This window comes from Luteimicrobium album (assembly GCF_030161555.1).
GTDB lineage: Bacteria > Actinomycetota > Actinomycetes > Actinomycetales > Cellulomonadaceae > Luteimicrobium > Luteimicrobium album.
In genome coordinates this window covers 751170-773136 of the sequence record NZ_BSUK01000001.1, presented here as the reverse complement: position 1 = coordinate 773136, position 21967 = coordinate 751170, and the positions used below count along the sequence as shown (strand labels likewise).

Below are 21967 nucleotides of genomic sequence, written 5' to 3'. Positions count from 1 at the left end.
CCGTGGTCGGCCAGGGGCGGGGAGCGGTCAGTCCTCCGACGACGCCGCGGGTCCCGCGAGCCCGGCCGAGATGAGGTCCATGACGGACGAGTCGGCGAGGGTGGTCGCGTCGCCGACGGTGCGGTTCTCCGCGACGTCGCGCAGCAGGCGGCGCATGATCTTGCCGGACCGGGTCTTGGGGAGCTCCGGGACGACGAGGATGCGGCGCGGCTTCGCGATCGGCCCGATCTCCTTGGCGACGTGGTTGCGCAGCGCCGTCTGGACCTCGGTCGAGCCGTCCTCGGTCGCGGCCCGGTCGGCGTGCTCGCCGCGCAGGATCACGAACGCGACGACGGCCTGGCCGGTGGTCTCGTCCGCGGCGCCCACGACGGCGGCCTCGGCGACGATCTCGTGCGACACGAGCGCCGACTCGATCTCGGTGGTCGAGAGCCGGTGCCCGGACACGTTCATGACGTCGTCGACCCGGCCGAGCAGCCAGATGTCGCCGTCGTCGTCCTTCTTGGCGCCGTCGCCCGCGAAGTAGATGCCGGGGAACCGCGACCAGTACGTGTCCTTGTAGCGCTCGAGGTCGCCCCAGATGCCGCGCAGCATGGAAGGCCACGGCTCGGACAGGACGAGGTACCCGCCGCCGCCGTTCGGGACGGAGTGCGCCTCGTCGTCGACGACGTCCGCGACGATGCCGGGCAGCGGCACCTGGGCGGAGCCGGGCTTCGTCGCGGTGACGCCGGGGAGCGGGGAGATCATGATGGCGCCGGTCTCGGTCTGCCACCACGTGTCGACGATCGGCGCCTTGTCGCCGCCGATGACGCGGCGGTACCACATCCACGCCTCGGGGTTGATGGGCTCGCCCACCGAGCCGAGGACCCGCAGCGACGACAGGTCGAACTTCGCGGGGATGTCCTCGCCCCACTTCATGCACGTGCGGATGGCTGTCGGAGCCGTGTACAGGATCGAGACCTTGTACTTCTCGACGAGCTCCCACCAGCGGCCGCGGTGCGGGGTGTCGGGGGTGCCCTCGTAGATGAGCTGGGTCGCGCCGTTGATGAGCGGCCCGTAGACGACGTACGAGTGGCCGGTGACCCAGCCGATGTCCGCGGTGCACCAGTAGACGTCGGTCTCGGCCTTGAGGTCGAACACGTTCTTGTGCGTGAACGCGGCCTGCGTGAGGTAGCCGCCGGTCGTGTGGAGGATGCCCTTCGGCTTCCCCGTCGTCCCCGACGTGTGGAGGATGTACAGCGGGTGCTCGGCCTCGACCCACACAGGTTCGTGACGCACGTCGGCGGACTCGAGCGCGTCGTCCCACCAGATGTCGCGGCCCTCGGTCCAGGCCGTGTCCTGGCCGGTGCGCTTGACGACGAGGACGTGCTCGACGGTCGTCGGTGCCTCGCCGTCGCGGGGCTCGAGCGCCTCGTCGACCGCGGGCTTGAGGGCGGACGGTGCGCCGCGCCGGTAGCCGCCGTCGGCGGTGATGACGAGCTTGGCCTCGGCGTCGGCGATGCGGCTGCGCAGGGCGTCCGCGGAGAACCCGCCGAACACGACGGAGTGCGGGGCGCCGAGGCGCGCGCACGCGAGCATCGCGACGACCGACTCGACGAGCATCGGCAGGTAGATGACCACGCGGTCGCCCGACTCGACGCCCAGCGCGGCGATCGCGTTCGCGGCCCGCGAGACCTCGCGCTGCAGGTCGGCGTAGGTGACGGTGCGGGTGTCGCCGGGCTCGCCCTCGAAGTGGATCGCGACCCGGTCGCCCCGGCCCGCCTCGACGTGCCGGTCGACCGCGTTGTACGCGGCGTTCAGCGTGCCGTCGGCGAACCAGCGTGCGACGGGCGCATCGGACCAGTCGAGGGTCTGGGTGAACGGGGTCTTCCAGGTGAGCAGCTCGTTGGCCTGCTTCGCCCAGAACGCGAGCCGGTCGGCGCGCGCCTCGTCGTACATGCCTGCCTGGGCGTTCGCCTGCGCGGCGAACTCGGGGCTGGGTGGGAAGCTCCGGGTCTCCGTGAGCAGGTTCTCGAGGCTCGAGTTCTCGGGCACGTCGTCCTCCGTATTCGCATCGACTCTGGTGCGGTCGTCGTCCCGCGAGCGTAGTGCGCCCGGGTGACGGCGGTCACGTCGCCTGCACTGTACCTGCATTCGGTCGGGGTGGTCGCAAATGCCGGTGGTCGACGGACCGCGCCTCATCGCGCGACGATGGTCGCGTCACGGGCGAGGAGGCCGCATGGGATGGTGGGACGACCAGGTCGTCGCGCGCGTCGCCGCGCGGCTGCTCGGCTCGCGCACGGTGTCGTCGTACCGCGAGCGTGTGTGCGCGGGGCTGGCGGGAACGGTCCTCGAGATCGGGTTCGGGACCGGGACGAACGTGCCTTGGTATCCGGCGGGCGTGCGGCGCGTCCTGGCCGTCGACCCCTCGGACGCGGCGTGGAGCCGGTCCGGGACGCTGCGAGCAGCGTCCCCCGTGCAGGTCCTCCGGGCCGGAGCGGACGCCCAATCCATCCCGCTCGACGACGCGAGCGTCGACTTCGCGCTCACGACGTTCACGCTGTGCACGGTCCCCGATCCCGTTGCCGCGCTGTGCGAGGTGGCAAGGGTGCTCCGACCGGGCGGGACGCTGCACCTGCTCGAGCACGGTCTCGCGGGTGAGGAGCGGGTCGCGCGTCGGCAGCGGAGCACCACCAGGTGGTGGCCCCACCTCGCCGGTGGCTGCCATCTGGACCGCGACGTCCCGGCTATGTGCGAGGAGGCAGGGCTGCACGTCGTCCGCATGGCAACGTCGGAGCCTGCGATGCCCCGGGTCTTCTTCCACCTCTATGAAGGCGAGGTCTCCGCCTGAGACACGAAGGCGGCGCCCCGGACCGGGGACGCCGACGTCGCCAGCGTTGCGGGGCGGGGATCAGGCGCCGTGTCGTCGAAGCCGTCGCGACGGGTGGCCGTGGAACGTGTCCTGGCGTCCCGGTCGACGTGTCACGTAGACGGACAGGTCGGGCGTGGGTCCCGCTCCCGCTCTGTGGTGCTGTCCCTCCATGGGACGCCGACGGCGCGCGGAACTCAACCCGTGGCCGGGTGGAAGCACGAACGTGCACACCGTGTTCGAGCGCACAGCGTGTTCGACCGTTGCCCAGGCGTCCCGGTGCGGTCTCAGGCGCTCCGTCGGCGCAGCGCCCGCCAGACGACGGCGCCCACCCCGGCGAGCGTCATCGCTCCGGCCACGGCGAGCGCGGGTCGGGACGTGAGGGCTGACCGGAGGGTCACGGCACGCCCGAACGCGAGGACCCCCAGCCACGTTCGAGCGCGGCGGCCCGCAGCGCCTTGTCGGGGTTCACGGCGAACGCGTGCCCGACGACGCCCAGCATCGGCAGGTCGGTGATGGAGTCCGAGTAGGCGTAGCTGGCGCCGAGGTCGTAGCCGCGCCGCGCGGCGAGCTCCCGGATCGCCTCACCCTTGTGCTCGCCGTACGCGTAGAAGTCGATCTTGCCGGTGTAGTGGCCGCGGGCGATCTCCATGCGGGTCGCGACGAACCCGTCCGCGCCGAGGACCGCGGCGATCGGCTCGACGAGCTCCGACGCCGACGCGGACACGATGATCACGTCGAGCCCGGCGTCGTGGTGGCGGCGGATCAGCTCGACGGCCTCCTGGTAGACGTGCGGGTTGATCGTCGAGTCGAGGGCGTCGGCGACGATCTCCTTGACCTGCGCGACGTCCCACCCGGCAACGAGGGTGCTGAGCTGGGCGCGCAGGCGCTCGGTCTGGTCGGCGTCTGCGCTCCCGACGAGGTACAGGAAGTGCGCGTAGGCGCTGCGCAGGGCGTCGGCGCGCGAGACGAGGCCGTGGGCGTAGAAGTCACGGGCGAACGCCGAGGTGGAGGTCGTCGCGATGATCGTCTTGTCGAGGTCGAAGAACGCCGCCGCCGTCGCTTTCGTCACGATGCGAGGGTATCCGGGTACCCACCGTCGACCACAGGGCGAAGCGCGGGGGATCCTGTGCACATCCGTGCGCCGACCTGAGGAGGCGGCGGGGCTGGGTGGGTCAGGCTGTCGCGCATGGTGCTCGCTCCCGGAACCGTCTCGTCGCTGCTCGGCCGGTCGTCCTCGACGCGCGGGGAGCCGAGCGGCGGGCTCGTCCTCGCGGTCGTCGGTGCGGTCGGCGGGGTCGGGGCGTCGAGCCTCGCCGTCGCGCTGGCGGTGGCCGCGCGCGACGGCGCCGCGCTCGTCGACCTCGCGGGGGCGGCGGGATCGACGTCCTCCTCGGGCTCGAGGGCAGCGAGGGGGCGCGCTGGCCCGACCTCGCGGCCGCCCGCGGCGACGTCGACCCGGACCTGCTGGCGTCGTCGCTCCCGCACCGACGCGGCGTCGGCGTCCTCAGCGCCGACCGCCGGCGCCCTGCGCCGCCTGACCGAACGGTGGCCGCGGACGTGCTCCGTGCTCTGACCGCGCGGCACCGGACGGTCGTCGTGGACGCCGGCCGGGGCGAGGTGCCCGACGCCGCGACGCACGTGGTGCTCGTCGTGCCGTTGACCGTGCCCGGGCTCGCCGGAGCGCTCGCGTGGCGCGCCGTGCGGACGGGTGCGCCCGTCGGTGCCGTCGAGCCGGTCGAGCTCGTCGTCACCTGCGGGCCTGCGCCCGGGCGCCTCGCCCCCGACGACGTCGCCACCGCTCTCGACATCCCCGTCGCCGCGCACGTCGGCCGGGTCCGCGGGGCGCGGGCCGCCGTCGAACGGGGTGACGGACCGCCCGTCGGGCACGGCACCGCGCTGCGTCGTGCGGCCGAGCGGGTGCTGGACGTAGCCGTCGCGAGGGTGGACCGGTGAGCGTGGACACCGGGCCGGACGGGGCGCTCGTCGACCAGGTGCGGGCAGCCCTCGGCGACGCCGGGGGCACACCCACGCTCGGCGAGGTCGAGGACGCGCTGCGCCGCAGCGGCCGGGTCGTCGGGTCCCAGGTGCTCGCGGGGCTGGCCCGGCAGGTGCGGGCCGAGCTCGTCGGGGCGGGCGCCGTCCAGCCGCTGCTCGACGACGCGGACGTGACCGACGTCCTCGTCAACCCCGACGGCACGGTCTGGTTCGACCGCGGCGCAGGCCTCGCCCGCTGGGCGCACCGCCTCGGCGGGCCTCGGGACGTGCGGGCGCTCGCGGTCCGGCTCGCGGCGGCGTCGGGGACGAGGCTCGACGACCAGCAGCCCACGGTCGACGCGCGCCTGCCCGACGGGACGCGACTCCATGCGGTGGTCGCGCCGCTGTGCGAGGACGGCGCCGCGATCTCGCTGCGGACGCACCGGCCGCGGTCGTTCACGCTCGACGAGCTCGTCGCCCGAGGCGCGCTGCCGTGCTCCTGGGCGCCCGCGCTGGAGGGGCTCGTGCGGCGTCGGGCGAACGTCCTCGTGTCCGGGGCGACCGGCACGGGCAAGACGACGCTGCTCGCCGCGCTCCTCGGGCTCGTCCCGGCGTCCGAGCGGGTGGTGTGCGTCGAGGAGGCCCGCGAGCTCGCGCCCGGGCACCCGCACGTCGTCCACCTGTGCACCCGGCGCGCCAACGTCGAGGGGTCGGGGGCCGTCGGGCTCGACGAGCTCGTGCGCAACGCGCTCCGGATGCGGCCCGACCGGATCGTCCTGGGCGAGTGCCGCGGCGTCGAGGTCCGGGACGTGCTGCTCGCGCTCAACACCGGGCACGACGGCGGCATGGCCACGGTGCACGCCAACACCGCCGCCGACGTCCCCGCACGCCTCGAGGCGCTCGCCGCGCTCGCAGGGCTCGGCCGCGACGCGGTGGCCGCGCAGGCCGCGAGCGCCCTCGACGTCGTCGTGCACCTGCGCCGCGACCCCGTGACGCGGGTGCGCTACGTCGCCGAGCTGGGTGCCGTGGGGCGCGACGGGCGCGGGGAGCTCGTCGTCGAGGCCGCCGCGACCTGGGGCGGCGGCGCGAGCGTCCCGCGGCGCGGCCCGCGGTGGGAGGTGGTCGAGCCGTGACGGCGGTGCTCGTGGGGGTCCTGGTCGCCGTCGCGGTCCGCGCCCTGCTCGGGAGGCATGGACGCGGGGCGGACATGCTCGTGGACGACGCGACGCCGGGGGCGATCGGTGCCGTCCGGCGCCGGCGGCGGGTCGACGCGACCGCGGGTGACGCGGTGGTCGTCGTGACCCAGGTCGCCGCGCTGCTGCGGTCCGGGCTGCCGCCGGGTCGTGCGTGGGACGCCGTCGGGGTGCGGTGCGACGCGCAGGGCGTCCCCGACGCCCGGGACGCGGTCCGCGTCCTCGGGGCGCCGCGCGTGGTGCCCGCGGTGGTCGCGGGGGTGCGGCTGGCCGTCGACGTCGGGGCACCGCTCGCCGCCGTGCTCGACGACGTCGTCGAGGCGACCCTCGCCGAGGACGCCGCACGGGTCGCGCGAGAGACGGCGCTCGCCGGGCCGCGGGCCACGGCGCGCGTCCTCGCCTGGCTGCCCGGCGCGGGGCTGCTGCTCGGATACGCGCTCGGCGCCGACCCCGTCGGGGTGCTGCTCGGGGGCGGGATCGGGACGCTCGCGCTCCTCGCCGCGGCAGCGCTCGTGCTCGTCGGGCGCCGGTGGACCGGCGCGCTCGTGGGGCTGCGCGCGCGGCGGGCGAGGAGGCGTGAGCGGGATGGGGGCGGGTGTCGCGACCGCTGTCCTCGCGCTCGTGGCGCTCGCGCCGTGGTGGGTGCGCGGCGACGCCGCCGTGGAGCGTGCGAGAGCGTTGGTCGGCGGCGGGCCAGACGGCGGCGTGCCCGACGGCGGCGTGCCCGACGGCGGCGTGCCCGACGGCGGCGGGTCAGGTGGCGCCGGCGGGCCAGGCGCGCGGGGGCTGGGCGGGGGACGTGGGGCGGACGGGGTGCGTGGCCCGGGCGAGGTGGGTGGGCCGGACGGCCGGGTCGACGGCGAGGTCGTGCTCGCGCTCGTCGCGGCCGCGTGCCGGTCGGGTGCGAGCGTTGTGCGGGCCCTCGACGCGGTGGGGGCAGCGCTCGTCGGGCCGGACGGGGAGGCCCTGCGGTCCGCGGCGTCGCGGCTCGCCCTCGGCGCCGGGTGGGACGACGCGTGGTCGGCGGACCGGCCGGTCCCGCGCGGCTCTGTCCCGCGTGGCACCGGCCCGCGGGGCGCAGGTCGAGGCGGAGCGCACCCTGGCCGGCGAGCCGCGGGGGCCGGAGTCGCGCGCGTGGTGTGCGACGCGTTGCGCCCCACGTGGGAGCACGGGTCGCCGCCCGAGCCTGCGCTGCGCGCGGCGACGGATCGGCTCCGGCGCGACCGGGCCGAACGGTCCGCGACGGCGGCAGGCCGGCTGGGGGTCCGTCTCGTCCTCCCGCTCGGGCTCTGCTACCTGCCGGCGTTCGTGCTCGTGGGGCTGGTGCCGGTGCTCGTGTCGTACGGCGCCGGGCTGCTGCGGAGCGGGTGAAGCGAGGATGTTTCGCTCGTCAGAAGGCCCGAGATTCCGCGGGCCCTTCTCCTGGCGTCTCACATAGTGAGCGTAAATGTATCGCCACACGGACGGCGGGTGTAGACAAGGGGAGTGACCGCACCGAGCCTCGAGACCCCCACCGCTGAGCATCCCTCCTGGCGTCGCAACCTCGCGGTCGCGACCGTCGGCGCGTTCACCACGATCGTCGCCATGACGCTCCTCGTGCCGTTCCTGCCCGTCTTCGTGCGCGAGCTCGGGGTCGAGAGCGACGCGGCCGTCGTGCGCTGGTCGGGCATCGCGTACGGGGCGTGCTTCCTGACCGCCGCGCTCACCGCGCCCCTCTGGGGCAGGCTCGGCGACCGGTTCGGCCGCAAGTCGATGCTGGTCCGGGCCAGTCTCGGGATGTCCGTCGCGATCTCGCTGCTCGGGTTCGTCCAGACCGTCGACCAGCTCGTCGCGGTCCGCCTGCTCGTCGGTGTCCTCGGCGGGTACGCGTCGGGCGCCACGATCCTCGTCGCTGCGCAGACCCCGTCCCACCGCAGCGCCTGGGCGCTCGGCGTCGTGTCCTCGGGCGTGCTCGCGGGCAACGTCGTCGGGCCGCTGGTCGGTGGGTTCGTGCCCGGCTGGGTCGGGGTGCGGCCGACGTTCCTCGTCGCGGGAGGCCTCATCTTCCTCGCGTTCCTGGCGACCCTCTTCCTGCTCCGCGAGGACCGGCCGGCCGCCCGTGCGCCCCGGGTGCGCGGGCGCCGTCGGGCCGGGGTCTGGGCGCAGGTCGACCACCGCGGCGCCGTCCTCGTCCTGCTCGCCACCTCGAGCCTGCTGCTGCTCGCGACGATGTCGATCGAACCCGTCGTCACCGTGTACGTCGGGGACCTGGGGCAGCGCACCCACGCCGCAGGCGTCGCCGGGATCCTCGTCGCCCTCACCAGCGTGGGCAGCATCCTCGCCGCACCCCGGGTCGGACGGCTCGCCGACCGCATCGGCCACGTGCGCGTCGTCGTCGGCTGCCTGCTCGCGGCCGGGCTGCTCGCGTTCGTGCAGGCCGTGGTGACGAACGTCGTCGAGCTCGGGGTGGCGCGGGTCCTGCTGGGGCTGAGCCTCGGCGGGCTGCTGCCGTCCGTGACCGCCGCGGTCCGGCACCTCGCCCCACCCGACGCCGTCGGCGGACTCCTCGGCTACGGCGTGTCCGCGCAGTACGTGGGGCAGGGCGCCGGGCCGGTGCTCGGGGGATCGTCGCCGCACAGCTCGGCCTCCGGTCCGTGTTCGTGGCCACCGGCGTCGTCCTGCTCGCGGCCGCTGCGCTCAACCTCGTCGCGCTCCGGCGCGCCCACAGCCCGGTCGCCGCCGTCGGGGAGCCACCCACAGTGCCCGCCTGACCGGCGTCGTGCACAGCGGCCGGTCGCCCGCACGCAGGGGGTGCGGGCGACCCGCCAGTCTGGCCGTCCCGCGGCACGCCGTGCCGCCCGACGGAAGGACACCCATGCACGCCCTCGACACCCCGCCCACACGGCGACCACGGCCGGCGGTCGACGCCGCGCGTCGAACCCGGACCCCGCTCGAGACGCTCACGGCGGCCGTCCGGGCCCGGCTCACCCGCGCCCGCAGGAGGCTCGCCATACCCACGTCGGGCCGCCTGCGCGCCGCCGGTCGTGAAGCCGGGATGGCGACCGCCGAGTACGCCATTGCGACCCTCGCGGCCGTCGGCTTCGCCGGTCTGCTCCTCGTGATCCTCAAGTCCGCCGAGGTGCGCGGACTGCTCCTCGGCATCATCACGTCCGCCCTGTCGGTCGGCTGAGGCGGGCGCCATGACGGGACGAGCGGCCACGACACGAGCGCCGGGGCGTGAGCGGGGAGCGTCACCGCGGAGCTCGCGGTGGCGCTGCCCGCGGTCGTGCTGGTGCTGGCGCTCGTCCTCACGGTCGGCGCGGCGTCCGTCGCGCGGCTGCGCGCGGTGGACGCCGCGTCGGCTGCCGCCCGCAGCGCCGCGCTCGGTGAGGACGCCGCCGCCCAGCGGGCCGCCGCGGTGCGGGTCGGCGGCTCAGGGACCTCCGTCCGTCTCGCGCACGACGGCGACTGGGTCACGGCCGACGTCGAGGTCCCGGTCGTCGGACGCCTGGGTCCCCTGGGTGCCGGGCCGCTGCGCGCGACGGGGCACGCCGTCGCGCGGGTCGAACCATGACCGCTCCCCGATCCTCCGGCCCGGTTGCCGAGCGCGGATCAGGCACGGTGCTGATGCTCGGGCTTGCCGCCGTCGTCGTGCTGCTCGGCACGGTGCTCGCAGGTCTCGGCCAGGCTCAGGCGGCGCACGCCTCCGCTCAGGGCGCGGCCGACCTCGCGGCGCTCGCGGGCGCCGACGCGCTGCGGCACGGTGCGGACGCGTGCGCCGTCGTCCGGGACGTGGCAGCGCGCAACGGCGGGACCGTCGACGCGTGCGTCGACGAGGGCGGCGGCGTCCTGCGGGTCGGGGTGCACCGGGACGTTCCCGGGGTGGCTCGGCTCGTCGGCTCCGGTGCCCGCGCGACCGCCGCAGCCCGCGCCGGCCCCGCCTCCGCCCGTTGCGCGTGACAGGGACCGGCGACCTCGGTGCCTTCGGCCTGGCGGATTCCGTTGCCGGCTCGGCGTCTCGGCAACGGAATCCGCCAGGTCGACGTGATTGCAGGCGAGAGCTCGAGGACGTCGAGGGTCAGTCTGGCGGCGCGAGGGCGAGGACGGCGTCGAGGAGGCGGAGCGCACCGTGCTTGTCGAGGGGGTTGTTGTAGTTCCCGCACTTGGGGGACTGCACGCACGCGGGGCAGCCGTCGGGGCACGGGCAGGACCGGATCGCGTCGCGCGTGGCGCGGAGCCAGGTCGCCCCGAGGTGGTAGCCGCGCTCCGCGAATCCGGCACCGCCCGCGAGGCCGTCGTAGACGAAGACCGTCGCCCGCTCGGTGTCCACGTGGAGCGCCGTCGACACGCCGCCCAGATCCCACCGGTCGCACGTCGCGAGCAGCGGCAGCAGCCCGATCGACGCGTGCTCCGCCGCGTGCAGCGCTCCCGGGACGCTCTCGTCCGTGAGGCCGGCGTCCCCGAGCAGCCCGGTGGGGACCGACCACCACACCGCCATCGTGGGCAGCGTGCGCTCGGGCAGGTCGAGCTCCTCGGTCGACAGGATCCGCAGGTCCGGGAGGTGTCGGCGCTGGAAGCTCACGACCTGGCTCGTCACCTCGACCGGACCGTAGCCCCAGCGAACGTCACCCCCTGCCGACGGTGCGTCACCGTCGACAGAGGGCGGCGCGGGGGCCCAGGTGCGGGCGAGCAGCGGCTCCTCGGTCGCGAGGCGGATGGTCGTCGTCGTGCGGGACCACGTGCCGTAGTCGACGGTCCCGGGCTCCGCGATCGCGACCTCCAGGTCGCCCGACGGCCCGGCCTCGAGCGCCGTGACGACGAACGTCCTCCCCTGGTGCACATACACGGCGCCGGGGTGGACGGACCCGTCGGCCGACGCCGCGTCCACGGTGCCGAGCAGCCGTCCGGTCTCCTCCTCGACGACCCGCACGGGCGGGCCGCCGGACCCCGCAGGTCGGCCATCGCGGCGGCGGAGCGTGCGTGCGTCCAGTACCACCCGGACGTCCGACGGCGCAGCGCGCCCCGGGCGACCAGGACGTCGAGGAGCTCGCGCACGTGGGCGGGGTCGCCGAACCTCATCAGCTCGTCGGCGCGCAGCGGGAGCTCCGCGGCGGCCGCGCACAGGTGCGGCGCGAGCACGTACGGGTTCGAGGGGTCGAACACCGTCGCCTCGAGCGACGCGTCGAAGATCGCCTCGGGATGGTGCACGAGGTAGGTGTCGAGGGGGTCCTCGCGCGCCACGAACGCGACGAGCCCCTCGGCGCCGGCCCGCCCCGCGCGGCCGGCCTGCTGCCACAGCGACATCCGCGTCCCGGGCCACCCCGCGACGAGCACCGCGTCGAGGCCCGACACGTCGACGCCCAGCTCGAGCGCGTTCGTCGTCGCGAGCCCGCGCACGAGGCCGGTGCGGAGCGCCTCCTCGAGCTCGCGCCGCTCCTCGGGGAGGAACCCGCCGCGGTAGGCGGCGACGGACGCGGCTGCCACCTCGCCGTCGCTCCCCGACCCGCTCCCCAGTGCGTGGCGGAGATGGTCCTGCGTCGCGGACGCGACGGACTCCGCGCCGCGGCGTGACCGCGTGAACGCGAGGGTCCGCGCCCCGGACGCCACGAGGTCGGCGAGCAGGTGCGCGGCCTCGGCGGTCGCGGACCGTCGCGGCCGGTCGGGCGCGTCCCCGACGACGGCGGGCGCGTCGGGCTCGTCGACGAGCCCGAGGTCGTCGTGCGCCGTCGGGTCGACGACGAGCGACTCGACGAGCGCCGCATCCGCTTCGCCCGCGTGCCGGAGCGCGGCCGCGGCCTCGAGCGGGTCGCCACCGGGCAGCTCGGGCGGCTCCCACAGGACGAACGTCTTGCGCCCGACGGGGCTGGCGTCGTCGTCGACCGTGAGCACGTCCTCGGGGGCGACGCCGATGAGCCGGGCGGCGGTCGCGGACGGGTCGGCCGTCGTCGCCGACGCGACCGCGAACGTCGGACCGGAGGTGCCGGGCGCGCCCGGGACACGCGTGTAGTACGCGGCGAGCCGCCCCAGCCGACGCAGGACGAGCGCCACGTGCGCCCCGAACACGCCGCGGTACGCGTGCCCTTCGTCGACGACGACGTACCGCAGGCTCCGGAGCAGACGCGCCCACCGCTTGTGGTCGGGCAGGAGCGCGAAGTGCAGGAAGTCGGGGTTGGTGAGCACGACGTCGGCGTGCTCACGCACCCACTGCCGTTCCTCGAAGCCCGTGTCGCCGTCGCACGTCGCGACCCGCAGGTCGACCTTGGCCCCGCCCCCGGCGCGGCGCGACGCCTCGAGGACCCGGTCGAGCGCGGACAGCTGGTCGGCGGCGAGCGCCTTGGTCGGGCAGAGGTAGAGCACGGACCCGCGGCGGGCGGCGGTCTCGATCCGCCCGGCCTCGAGCACCGACGCCGCAGCCCGGTCGAGGGCGTCCTCACGGACGGCGGTCAGCGCGGGCAGCCAGAACGCGAGCGACTTGCCCGACCCCGTCGACGTCGCGAGCGCCACGTGCCGACGGTCGTGCAGGGCGTCGGCAGCGGTGGCCTGGTGCGCCCACGGGCGTTCGACGCCGAGCTCGCGGTATCCCGCGACGAGCTGGGGTCCGCCCAGGAAGGCCAGTCGGCGCGCACGCCCTCGCGTGCCGGCAGCACTTCGACGTGACGCACCGACTCGGCGCGGCGACCCCCGCCGAGGAGCACGTCGAGCAGGGGGCTGGGGGCGCCGTCGGGCATGGTCTCGACCCTACGTGAGCCGGTAGCGACACCCAGCACCACAGCCCCGGCCGCAGGGCGTCGAAATGTCCGTTGCATCCGCGTGTCGCCCGAGACGCGCCGCCTGCTCCAGGGCGCTGTGGTGGTGGGTGTCGCTACGGCGAGCCGCCGTCAGCCCAGCCACTCCTTCGCCGCGACGACGAGCGCCTCGACCCCGTGCTCGAGCGTCGGGTGGAGCTGCGGCGCGAAGTGCGGGGAGTGGTTGGAGGGGATGTCGCGGTCCAGGGTCCCGGCGGCGAAAGCGGCCGCGAACTTCTGCGGGTCCTCGCTGCCCAACAGCCAGAACACGAGCGGCACACCGGCGGCGGTCGCGAGCGCGGGGACGTCCTCGCTGCCGGTGACGAGGCCGGGGTCGGTGACGCCCTGGTCCCCGAACGCGGCGCGGAAGGCGGCACCCGTGCGGTCGGTCGCCGCCGGGTCGCTGACGAGCGCGGCGAGCGAGTAGCGGACCGTGACCTCGGGGGCGGTGGGCGCGCCCGCCGCGGCGGCCTCCCCGGCGGTGATCCGCCGGATCGCGCCGAGGAGGCGCTCGCGGACCTCCGGGGTGTAGCTGCGGAGGCTGAGGCCGAGGGTGGCCTCGTCCGGGATGATGTTCTCCTTGGTGCCCGCGTGCACGGTCCCGACGGTCAGCACCGCGGTGTCGGTCGCGGCGATCTCGCGGGCGACGACGGTCTGCAGCCGCATGATGATCGACGCCGCGAGGACGACGGGGTCCACGGTCGTCTCGGGCCGGGACCCGTGCCCGCCGCGCCCGAAGATCCGGACGCGGACCGCGTCGGCGCCCGCGAACGACGGCCCGGGCCGCAGCCCGATCACCCCGGCGGGGAGCGGGGAGACGTGCTGCCCGAGGACGACGTCGGGCCGGGGCGCGTGCTCGTAGAGGCCGTCGTCGACCATCGCCTGGGCGCCGGTGCCGAGCTCCTCGGCGGGCTGGAACACCGCGACGACGGTCCCCGCCCACGACGCGCGGTCCGCGACGAGCGCGTCGACGGCGCCGAGCAGACAGGTCACGTGCACGTCGTGGCCGCACGCGTGCATGACGGGGACGTCGTTGCCGTCGGGGTCGGTGCCGCGCGCGGTGCTGGCGTAGGGGAGGCCGGTCTCCTCCTGGACGGGGAGGGCGTCCATGTCGGCGCGGAGCAGCACGGTGGGTCCGTCGCCGTTCGCGAGGACCCCGACGACGCCGGTGCCGCCGACCCCGGTGCGTACGTCGAGGCCGAGCGCGGTCAGGTGGTCGGCGACGACGCCCGCGGTGCGGTGCTCGGCGTACGAGAGCTCAGGGTTGCGGTGCAGGTCGGTGTAGATCGACTCGAGGTCCAGGGTCATGACGTGACAGTAGCTGCACGCTCCGGGTGCACGTGGAACACCTGGCCGTCGGGGTCGGCGAGCACGACGACGTCGCTCGCCGGGTCGGGGTTGGTGTCGACCCGCGACGCGCCGAGAGCCACCAGACGGTCGACCGCGGCGGCGAGGTCGCCGGTCGTCGCCACCTCGAGGAGCTGCCGCTGCGGCGGCGCGTCAGGGTCGACGGGCTCGCCGCCCCAGGAGACCTTGGTGCCGCCGTCGGGCGACTGGACGGCCGTCTCCTCGTCGTGGTCCCACACGAGCGGCCAGCCGAGCGCCGCACTCCAGAACAGCCCGACGGCGCGCGTCCCGCGGCAGGTGACCTCGCCGAGGAACCCGGTCCCGGCGAGGAACGCGTCGCCCGGCTCGATCACGCACAGCTCGTTGCCGCCGGGGTCGCCGAGGACGACGTGCCCCTCCTCGGGTCGCTGTCCGACGTCGACGTGCCGCCCGCCGAGCTCGAGCGCCCGCGCGACGGTCGCCTGCTGGTCGGCGAGGCCCGTGCTCGTCAGGTGCAGGTGGGCGGGGTTCTGCGTGACCTTCGGCTCGGAGCTGGGCACGAACCGGAGACCGACCTGCGTCCCGTCGCCGGGCAGCAGGGTCCCCGCCGGCTCGACGACGGCCGCGCGCCCGAGCAGCCCAGACCAGAACGCCGCGGGCACCGACGGGTCCGGCGCGTCGAGCTGGAGGGCGAGGAGGCGGACGTCCATCTTCCCGACAGTACGCGCGGGCGGCGGCGCACCGACAAGGAATTCAGACGAGGCTGACGTCGAGCGCCGCACGCATCGCGCGGCTCAGGTACCACGGGTCGACGGCTGCGCACAGCTCGCGTGCCGAGTGCATCGAGAGGATGGCCGCGCCGACGTCGACGGTGCGGATGCCGAGCCGCGTCGCGGTGATCGGGCCGATCGTCGAGCCGCACGGCACCGCGTTGTTCGACACGAACGCCTGGCTCGGCACGCCGGCCGTCCGGCAGGCGGCCTGCCACAGCGCGGACCCGACGGCGTCGGACGCGTAGCGCTGGTTCGCGTTGAGCTTGAGGATCGGCCCGCCGCCGGCGACCGGGTGGTTGGCGGGGTCGTGACGCTCCGGGTAGTTGGGGTGGACGGCGTGCCCGACGTCGCTCGACACGCACCACGACGCCGCGATCGCCCGGTGGCGGTCCTCGGCGGTGGCGCCGAGCCCGGCGTAGACCCGGTCGAGGACGTCCGCGAGGAACGGTCCCGCCGCACCCGAGCGCGACTCCGACCCGAGCTCCTCGTGGTCGAACGCCGCGACCATCCGGATCCGCGCGGCGTCACCGCCGGCGAACCCGGCGTCACCGCCGGCGGAGAGCAGCGCCGTCAGGGCCGCGTGCGTGGAGAGCAGGTTGTCGAGGCGCCCGGACGCGAACAGGGCGCCGCGCGCCCCGAACCGGCGCGGCGGCTGGGTGTCCGCGACGACGACGTCGAACCCGTCGACCGCGTCCGGCGCCACGCCCGCGGCCTCGGCGAGCGCCGCCACGACGTCGCCCTCGGGGTCGGACCCGGGGACGCCGGGCGTCGCGAGCCCCCAGACGGGCTGGGTGTGGCGCTGCTTGTCGAGCGCGAGCCCGTCGTTGACGGCGCGGTCGAGGTGTATCGCGAGCTGCGGGACCCGCAGCATCGGTCCGGTCCGGACGAGGTGCTCGGTGACCGTGCCGTCGGCGCCGCGCACCGCGACCCGGCCCGCGAGCTCGAGCTCGCGGTCGAGCCACGAGTTGAGAAGCGGCCCGCCGTAGACCTCGACGCCGGCCTGGAGCCAGCCGTGCGCGCTCGTCGTCGGGCGGGGCTTGAGCTTGAACCCGGGGAGTCGGTGTGGGTGCCGATCACGGTGACGGGCGTCGTCGGCGTCGCTCCCGCGGGGACCGTCCAGGCGATCGCGGCCCCGTCGCGCACGACGACGTAGCGCCCGCCCGCGGCCGGGTCCGGCCACGCGTCGGTCTCCGCGAGCCGCACGAACCCGGCGGCCTCGGCGCGCCGGGCGACCTCCTCGGCGGCGTGGTACGACGACGGCGACGCGACGACGAACGCGGCGAGGTCGTCGAGGTGGGCGGTGGCGTCGGGGCTCAGGACGGTGGGGGCGGGGCTGTCGGGCACCCCGATCCTCGCACCTCGGGCGCCGTCAGCCGTCCTGCGCCGGGGCGTCGTGCACAGTGCCGTCGGGCCGGACGACGACGGCGCGCGGTACCCCGACGAGCCAGCCCAGCGTGCTGCGTGCGCGTTCGGCGGCGGAGCCCGACGCGACCGTGCGGTCGGTGACGACCTGCGCGTACGGGACCGCGAGGTAGGTCCCGGCCGGCAGACGGCGCGGCGAGCGTCCGTCGTCGGGCCCGCAGCTGTCCGTCGGGTCGAGGCGCGCACGGATGGTGATCTGGCCTCCGACGGGCACGACCCGGGTGACGGGGTCGGCGAGGACGTCGGGCCCCACGCTCACGACCCGGCCGTCCCGGACCCACGCGACCGCGGCCCGCCGTCCGGTCGTGACGGGCGCCGGGCCGCCCGCAGCGTTGAGGACGACGATGCCGAGGGGCTGGTCGGCCGGCGTCGCGAGGTCGTCGAGGTACTGCGGGAAGTAGCCGGGAAGGTCCGCGAGCGACGCCGCCGGGATGCCGCACGCGAGGGCCGTGCCCGCGAGCCACGACGGTTGTCCGGCTTCCGCGTCGGCGCTCGGGGCGGCCGCGCGGGACACCGTGAGCCGGACCGGCGGGCTCGTCGCGGTGAGGACCGGGCCGTAGGGTCCGTCCGACCGGTCCTGGTAGCTCTGGACCGCGACCAGGTCGTAGGTGCCGGGGCGGAGCTGCTGTGGCCCCCCGCACTCCGTGAACCGGACCGCCGCCTGCACGGTTGGCCGCGTGCTCAGATCGATCTTGGGTACGTCGCCCGCTCCGACGGCCGCGACCGAGGCGCCGTGCACGTCCACGAGGACGACCTGCGGCGGCCCGGCGAGGACGGCGTGGGATCGGATCGAGTCGTTCGTCTCGATCGACAGCCGGCCCGTCCAGAGGTCTGAGGGCCTGATCTTCGGCGCGCTGTCGCGCACGTGCAGCGGGAGAGCGCCGGTGCCCGAGCCACGCACGGCCAGCTCGGACGTGCACCCGACCGGAGTCCACTGCGGGTAGGCGGGCATCGCGGCGAGGTCGGCCACGTCCTCCGCGACGGTCGCCGTCGGAGCCGGTGAGCCGTGGCCCGGCCCGTACCCGGCACCCCAGACCAGCCCGGCGACGAGCGCCGCAACCGCGCCGGCCGCCGCGAGGCCGAGGACCCGTCGCCGCCCGGCCCGTCGACGCCGCTCGGCCGCGACCCTCGGCTCGACCGCGGCGGCCACGTCGGACGGCGCCGGCCGGTTCGCGTCCGAGTCGTCCGGGGCGCCGTCGGACGGGTCTGGTTCGTCGGCGTCCGTGCCGGTCGGCGCTCCTCGCTCAGCGGGACCGGCCCCGGCACGATTCCGGGCCCAGGACGCGAGCACCGCCGTGACCGCGGTCTCGAGGCCGTCGAGGTCGGCGTCGTCGTCGACCACGACCACCGTCTGCGACCCGCGGACCGCACCGTCGCCCGGACGCGTCGGCCGGTATGGGACGAAGACCTTCACGAGCGCCTCGACGAGCGTGGTCTCGGCCGCGTCCGGGTCGTCCCCGCCGTCCGCCGCCCGCACGGCGAGCGCCCACAGCTGCGCGCCCCGGCGGTCGAGCAGGGTGTGCAGGTCGTGGCGCCACGCCTCGTCGTCGGGCACGGTCACCTCCCGAGCACGGCGCCGTGCGCGTCGACGCGGACGTAGGTGGGACCGGTCGTCTGGACGAACCAGGCGGTGCTGTCGGGGAGGTCGCTCGGCGGTGTGATGCGCGCGTACACGTACACCTCGTAGGCGCCGGCGGGCAGGTGGTGCGGGTAGGTGCGCCCGTCGGCCGCGGGGCGGCAGTAGTCCGTCGTGTCCCAGCGGGCGGACAGCCGCAGCGTCGTCTGGCCGTGGACCGTCACCGTGCCGTCGCTCGGGGACAGGTCGTGCCCGACGGACCGCACGACGCCGTCCTGGAGCCAGAGCAGGCCGAGCTCCCGGTTCCCGCTGTAGGTGACGTCGGCGGCGCCCGGGTTGCGGAACGCCCACGTGATGCCCGTGGCGTCGACGTAGGCGCTGTCGACGAGGAGCCGAGCCGGGGTGGTCCCGCCAGCACGCACGCCGAGGTCCTCGAGGGTCGACCCGCACGCGATCGGGCTGCCGTCGAGCCACGCGGGCCGGTACCCCGCGGGCTTCGCGGTCACGACGTGCACCGGGACCGTGTTGCTCACGACCCGGTACGTGGCGCCGCCGACCTGGACCGGCTGGTCGACGACGACCTCGTAGGTCCCGGGCGCGAGCGACGCTCCCGGGCAGGGCGCGAAGGGAGCCTCCGCGAACGAGGGACCTTCCGCGAGCGGGCTCGCCGGGTCGGCCGCGGTCCCGACGACGACCCCGTCCCGGAGGAGCAGCGGCCGGGGCGCGAGCCGCCCGAGGTCCACCGTCGTGTCGTCCGGCGGCGCGGCGCCCGCGATGACGGTCCCGACCCAGGTCGCGCCCGGGGTGAGCACCTCCGTCTGGCTGGTCAGGCTCACGGGCAGGGTGCGGGCTCCGTCGTCGGGAAGCGTCGTGCCCGACGACGTCCCGCACGGCGAGGAGGTGAGCGGCACCGCGGTCGGGGAGGCGTCGGTGACGGTGGGGCCCGCAGCGGACGGGCCGAGGAGTGCGGTGAGCACCAGCGCGACGACGGCCGCCGACGTGACGCCCGCCGCCGTCCACCCGACCACGGCACGGCGGTGCCGGGCGCGGACGACACGTGCCTCGACGGCGGCGACGTCGACCGTCGCCGGCTCCTCCGTGTCCGCTCCCTGGTCGTCGGACGCGGGCCCGTCCGGCTGGATGTCGGGGGGCGTCTCGGCGTTCCGGGTACGGCTCTCCGCGGCACGCGCGAGCGCCGCCTCCACGAGCGTCGCCGGACCGTCGAGCTCGTCGTCGATCTCGAGCGCGACCTGGCCCGCCGACGCGCGGCGCCCCGCGAGGCGAGGTCGCTCGCGGGGAGTCGGGGCTCCCGGTGCGGCGCGGCCGCGTACACCTCGACCAGCGCGTCCTCGAGCGCGGCCACGTCGCCGTGGGCGGCGTCGAGGAGCACGCCGGAGCGCTCGTCGACCAGCCGTCGCAGCTCGTCCTGCCACCGCGCCATGGCGCCTCCACGACCGTCCGGACCGGCGGGCGCCGCGCGGCGTCCCCGTGGTCCGACGATGCGGACCGCCCGGCGGTTCACCGGGCGGTCCGTCTGGCTCCGAGCCTACTGAGCGCGTGCGTGCTCGGCTCGGCGGCCGGGCGTCGCGTGGCCGCTCAGCGCTCGGTGGCCGCCCCGTCCGCGTCCACCGTGACGCCCATCGCGGCGCTGTCGGTCAGCCACGGGTGTCCGCCGTCGGCGGTGGTCAGCCGGACGTAGAGCTCGATCCAGTAGTCGCCTGCGGGCAGGTGCTGCGTGTACGCGCCGTCGGCGTCGGGTGCGCAGCTGTCCGGCGCCTCGAGGGAGCCGTCGAGCACGAGGCCCTGCTTCGTGACGGTGGTCGTGCGGTCGGGCCCGGGGTCCGCGCCGAACGACACGAGCTTTCCCGGCTCGTCGTCCGGCGTGGTGGTGAACCAGGCGATCCCGACGTCGCGCGACGTCGTGACGCGCGCGCTGCTGCCCTCCGTGAGGCTCAGCTCGCCACCGACCTGCCCGTCCCCGGGTCGGACGAACCCCGAGATCGTCAGAGGTTCGTCGGGCCAGGACTGGCCTGCGAACGACGACGCCGTCATCCCGCAGCTGAGGCCGCTGCCGGTGCCCTCGATCCACGAGGGCTGGTGCCCGGTGGTCGTCAGGGCGAGCGCCGCGGCCGCGTCGCCGACGTCGCCCAGGTCGGTGGTCACCGACCCGTCGTGACGCACCCGCACCTCGGGCCCGGAGCCGTAGAGGAAGGCGATGGAGCCGTCCGCCGCGCCCTCGGGGACCCGCGTGTAGACCACGAGCTCGTAGAGCCCGGGCGGTACCGGCGGCGAGGCGCCGTCGTCGGGTGTGGCGCAGTAGTCCGTCGGGTCGTAGCCGGTCGTCCGGTAGTCGAGCGCCCCTCCGCTCGGGACCGTCAGCGTGCGCGTGGAGGCGAGCTCGTCCGGGCCGAACGTGACGACCTTCTTCGTGCTGGCGTCGATCCACGCGATCACCGGGTGCTTGCCGACCGTCACGCTGGCGTCGTGGGGGCCGAGGTTCTGCAGCCTGATGCCCGGCCGTGCGAGGTCGCTCGGGTCGTCGACGTCGCTCACGGGTGACGGGCTCATGGTCACGGAGGCGTCCGTGAGGACGGGCATCGCCCGGAACAGGTCCGTCTCGCTCATGCCGCACCAGAGCGACGTGCCGTCGAGCCAGGCCGGTCGGGTGGTGCCCTCGGGTGTGCTCTTCGGCTCGCGGACGGTGAGGGGGAGCGCCTGCGACGTCCGCTCGACGCCCTTGAGCCCGGTGAGCCGCGTCGCGGCGGCGCGCACAGGGTCGACGAGGTCCACGACGACCGCGCGGTACTGCCCGGCGGGCACGGGCTCGCCGTCGCAGCCGACGAACCCCGTCGAGTTGTGGGCGCGCACGCCCCCGTGCCGTCGGCGGTGTCGAAGCCGCCGCCCCGCTGGAGCGGCACGCTCCCGACACCCACGACGCGGCCTGCGTCGGCGCCCTGCGTCGCGAGGAGCGTGAGCTCGGTGTCGCCCCACGTCAGCGTCTCCGTGACCGACGTCGGGTCGTCGCCGGGAAGGACGCCGTGCGTGACGTCGGCGGACCAGGTCTCGTCGGTGGTCACGGTCGTGCGTTCGCCGGCGACGGAGAGCGCGATCGGCGCCGAGCCCGGCGCGTCGTACCCGGGGGTGAGCGCGAGGCCGCACAGCCCGTCCACGCCGACGCCCGCCGTGGTGGCGGGCTGCGGCGCGGGCCGGTCGAGCAGCGCGGCGGGCGAGCCGGGCACGAGGACGAGCGCGGCCGCGACGGCGGACGCGACGGCCGCCCCCGAGCCGAGGGCGCGCTGCCGACGGCGACGACGCACGCGCGCCGTCAGACCGGCGGTCACGCCCGCGAGCGGGCCGTCGGTCGTGTCGTCGGCCGAGCCGAGCCGGTGGAGCCGTGTCGCGAGGTCGCCACGGCGGGGGTCGAGATCGTGCGGGGTCATCGGGCGCTCCCCTCGGTCGGTGCGGGCGAGGCGGTCAGGTGCGCCGCGGCGCGCCGGCCGGGCGGGTCGTCGTCGAGGACGCCGAGCCGGCCACGCAGCGTGGCGTTCGCGTCGTGCAGGTGCCGTTTCACGGTGCCCTCGGCGCACCCGAGCTCGGCGGCGACCTGCGGCACCGTGAGGTCGGAGTAGAAGCGCAGGACGACGCACGCGCGCTGCGTCGGGGTGAGCGCGGCGAGAGCCGCGGTGACGTCGGCGCGGTCGCCGACGCCGTCCTCGGTCCCGGCGACGTGGTCCGGGCGGGCGGACAGGTGCCGGATCCCGGCCCAGCGCCGTCGGCGGCGGTAGGTGTCCAGGTAGCCGGTGAGGATCGCGCGCCGCACGCCTCGAGGTTCGTGAGCGCGGTGTCGGTGACGAGGGTGACGGCCCCGGGCTCCGCGTGCCCGTCGGAGCGCCCGGCGGGCCCGCGCAACCGCGAGAAGACCTTCACCACGGCGTCCTGGACGAGGTCCTCGGCGTCGCGCGGGTTCCCGCACAGCATCGTCGCGTACCGCAGCAGCGCGGCGCCCCGGTGCTCGACCAGCCCGGCGAGCTCCGACTCCCAAGCCCTCATGGAACCCCTTCGATACCTACCTCACGGCGTCAGCGGCTCCT

Annotated in this window: 16 protein-coding genes and 3 pseudogenes; 9 read left to right on the top strand and 10 right to left on the bottom strand. The window is 75.8% G+C overall.

Features of this window, described 5'->3' with window-relative positions; translation table 11 throughout:
• Positions 1 to 27 precede the first annotated feature (27 nt).
• Positions 28 to 2130 carry an acetate--CoA ligase gene (acs, locus tag QQK45_RS03840; protein WP_431310219.1) on the bottom strand — a complete coding sequence of 701 codons (2103 nt, stop codon included), beginning with the start codon at positions 2128 to 2130 and terminating at the stop codon, positions 28 to 30.
• A gap of 85 nt (positions 2131 to 2215) precedes the next feature.
• On the opposite strand from acs, the gene QQK45_RS03835 reads away from it, so the two are divergent.
• The gene (locus QQK45_RS03835) at positions 2216 to 2827 is read left to right on the top strand and encodes a class I SAM-dependent methyltransferase (RefSeq protein WP_284292123.1); all 612 of its coding nucleotides are present in this window, start codon (positions 2216 to 2218) and stop codon (positions 2825 to 2827) included.
• 415 nt (positions 2828 to 3242) lie between these two features.
• Here QQK45_RS03835 and QQK45_RS03830 read toward each other — a convergent pair whose 3' ends face one another.
• Entirely contained in the window at positions 3243 to 3917 is a 675-nt protein-coding gene (locus tag QQK45_RS03830) for an HAD family hydrolase (RefSeq protein ID WP_348525146.1), read from the bottom strand.
• A gap of 117 nt (positions 3918 to 4034) precedes the next feature.
• Between QQK45_RS03830 and QQK45_RS03825 the strand changes: the two genes are divergently transcribed.
• From QQK45_RS03825 to QQK45_RS03790, 8 genes and pseudogenes are all read left to right on the top strand, one after another.
• The gene (locus QQK45_RS03825; RefSeq protein WP_284292122.1) at positions 4035 to 4421 is read left to right on the top strand and encodes a hypothetical protein; all 387 of its coding nucleotides are present in this window, start codon (positions 4035 to 4037) and stop codon (positions 4419 to 4421) included.
• A complete protein-coding gene (locus QQK45_RS03820; protein ID WP_284292121.1) occupies positions 4406 to 4801 on the top strand; it encodes a hypothetical protein in 396 nt (131 codons plus the stop codon). Before QQK45_RS03825 ends, QQK45_RS03820 begins: the two co-directional genes overlap by 16 nt.
• Positions 4798 to 5955: a TadA family conjugal transfer-associated ATPase gene (locus QQK45_RS03815; RefSeq protein ID WP_431310218.1), complete on the top strand. Its 1158-nt coding sequence runs from the start codon at positions 4798 to 4800 to the stop codon at positions 5953 to 5955. The genes QQK45_RS03820 and QQK45_RS03815 overlap by 4 nt, the downstream gene beginning before the upstream one ends.
• Before the next feature lie 645 nt (positions 5956 to 6600).
• On the top strand, positions 6601 to 7386 hold the full coding sequence (locus QQK45_RS03810; protein WP_284292120.1) for a type II secretion system F family protein: 786 nt from the start codon (positions 6601 to 6603) through the stop codon (positions 7384 to 7386).
• 114 nt (positions 7387 to 7500) lie between these two features.
• Positions 7501 to 9042, top strand: a complete 1542-nt coding sequence (locus tag QQK45_RS03805; RefSeq protein WP_284292119.1) for an MFS transporter — start codon at positions 7501 to 7503, stop codon at positions 9040 to 9042.
• Between the two features lie 7 nt (positions 9043 to 9049).
• Complete coding sequence (locus tag QQK45_RS03800; protein WP_284292118.1) at positions 9050 to 9184, top strand: DUF4244 domain-containing protein; 135 nt, start codon at positions 9050 to 9052, stop codon at positions 9182 to 9184.
• A 66-nt stretch (positions 9185 to 9250) separates the two neighbouring features.
• Positions 9251 to 9568 (top strand): annotated as a pseudogene (locus QQK45_RS03795) (TadE family type IV pilus minor pilin); the annotation flags it as partial.
• Entirely contained in the window at positions 9565 to 9954 is a 390-nt protein-coding gene (locus tag QQK45_RS03790; protein ID WP_284292117.1) for an Rv3654c family TadE-like protein, read from the top strand. The pseudogene QQK45_RS03795 and the gene QQK45_RS03790, both read left to right, overlap by 4 nt.
• A gap of 118 nt (positions 9955 to 10072) precedes the next feature.
• Here QQK45_RS03790 and QQK45_RS03785 read toward each other — a convergent pair.
• The 8 genes and pseudogenes from QQK45_RS03785 to QQK45_RS03750 all read right to left on the bottom strand — a co-directional run bounded on the left by QQK45_RS03785 (position 10073) and on the right by QQK45_RS03750 (position 21696).
• A pseudogene (locus QQK45_RS03785) lies at positions 10073 to 12722 on the bottom strand (DEAD/DEAH box helicase).
• A 150-nt stretch (positions 12723 to 12872) separates the two neighbouring features.
• Positions 12873 to 14087 (bottom strand): amidohydrolase, encoded by a 1215-nt coding sequence (locus QQK45_RS03780; RefSeq protein WP_284292116.1) that lies wholly within the window; start codon positions 14085 to 14087, stop codon positions 12873 to 12875.
• Complete coding sequence (locus tag QQK45_RS03775; protein WP_284292115.1) at positions 14084 to 14815, bottom strand: VOC family protein; 732 nt, start codon at positions 14813 to 14815, stop codon at positions 14084 to 14086. The genes QQK45_RS03780 and QQK45_RS03775 overlap by 4 nt, the downstream gene beginning before the upstream one ends.
• 43 nt (positions 14816 to 14858) lie before the next feature.
• A pseudogene (locus tag QQK45_RS03770) lies at positions 14859 to 16195 on the bottom strand (M18 family aminopeptidase).
• Positions 16196 to 16247: 52 nt separating this feature from the next.
• Entirely contained in the window at positions 16248 to 17855 is a 1608-nt protein-coding gene (locus QQK45_RS03765) for a hypothetical protein (RefSeq protein ID WP_284292114.1), read from the bottom strand.
• A gap of 2 nt (positions 17856 to 17857) precedes the next feature.
• Positions 17858 to 19081 (bottom strand): hypothetical protein, encoded by a 1224-nt coding sequence (locus QQK45_RS03760; RefSeq protein ID WP_284292113.1) that lies wholly within the window; start codon positions 19079 to 19081, stop codon positions 17858 to 17860.
• A gap of 391 nt (positions 19082 to 19472) precedes the next feature.
• Positions 19473 to 20696: a hypothetical protein gene (locus QQK45_RS03755; RefSeq protein ID WP_284292112.1), complete on the bottom strand. Its 1224-nt coding sequence runs from the start codon at positions 20694 to 20696 to the stop codon at positions 19473 to 19475.
• A gap of 616 nt (positions 20697 to 21312) precedes the next feature.
• Positions 21313 to 21696: a sigma factor-like helix-turn-helix DNA-binding protein gene (locus tag QQK45_RS03750; protein ID WP_284292111.1), complete on the bottom strand. Its 384-nt coding sequence runs from the start codon at positions 21694 to 21696 to the stop codon at positions 21313 to 21315.
• Positions 21697 to 21967 lie beyond the last annotated feature (271 nt).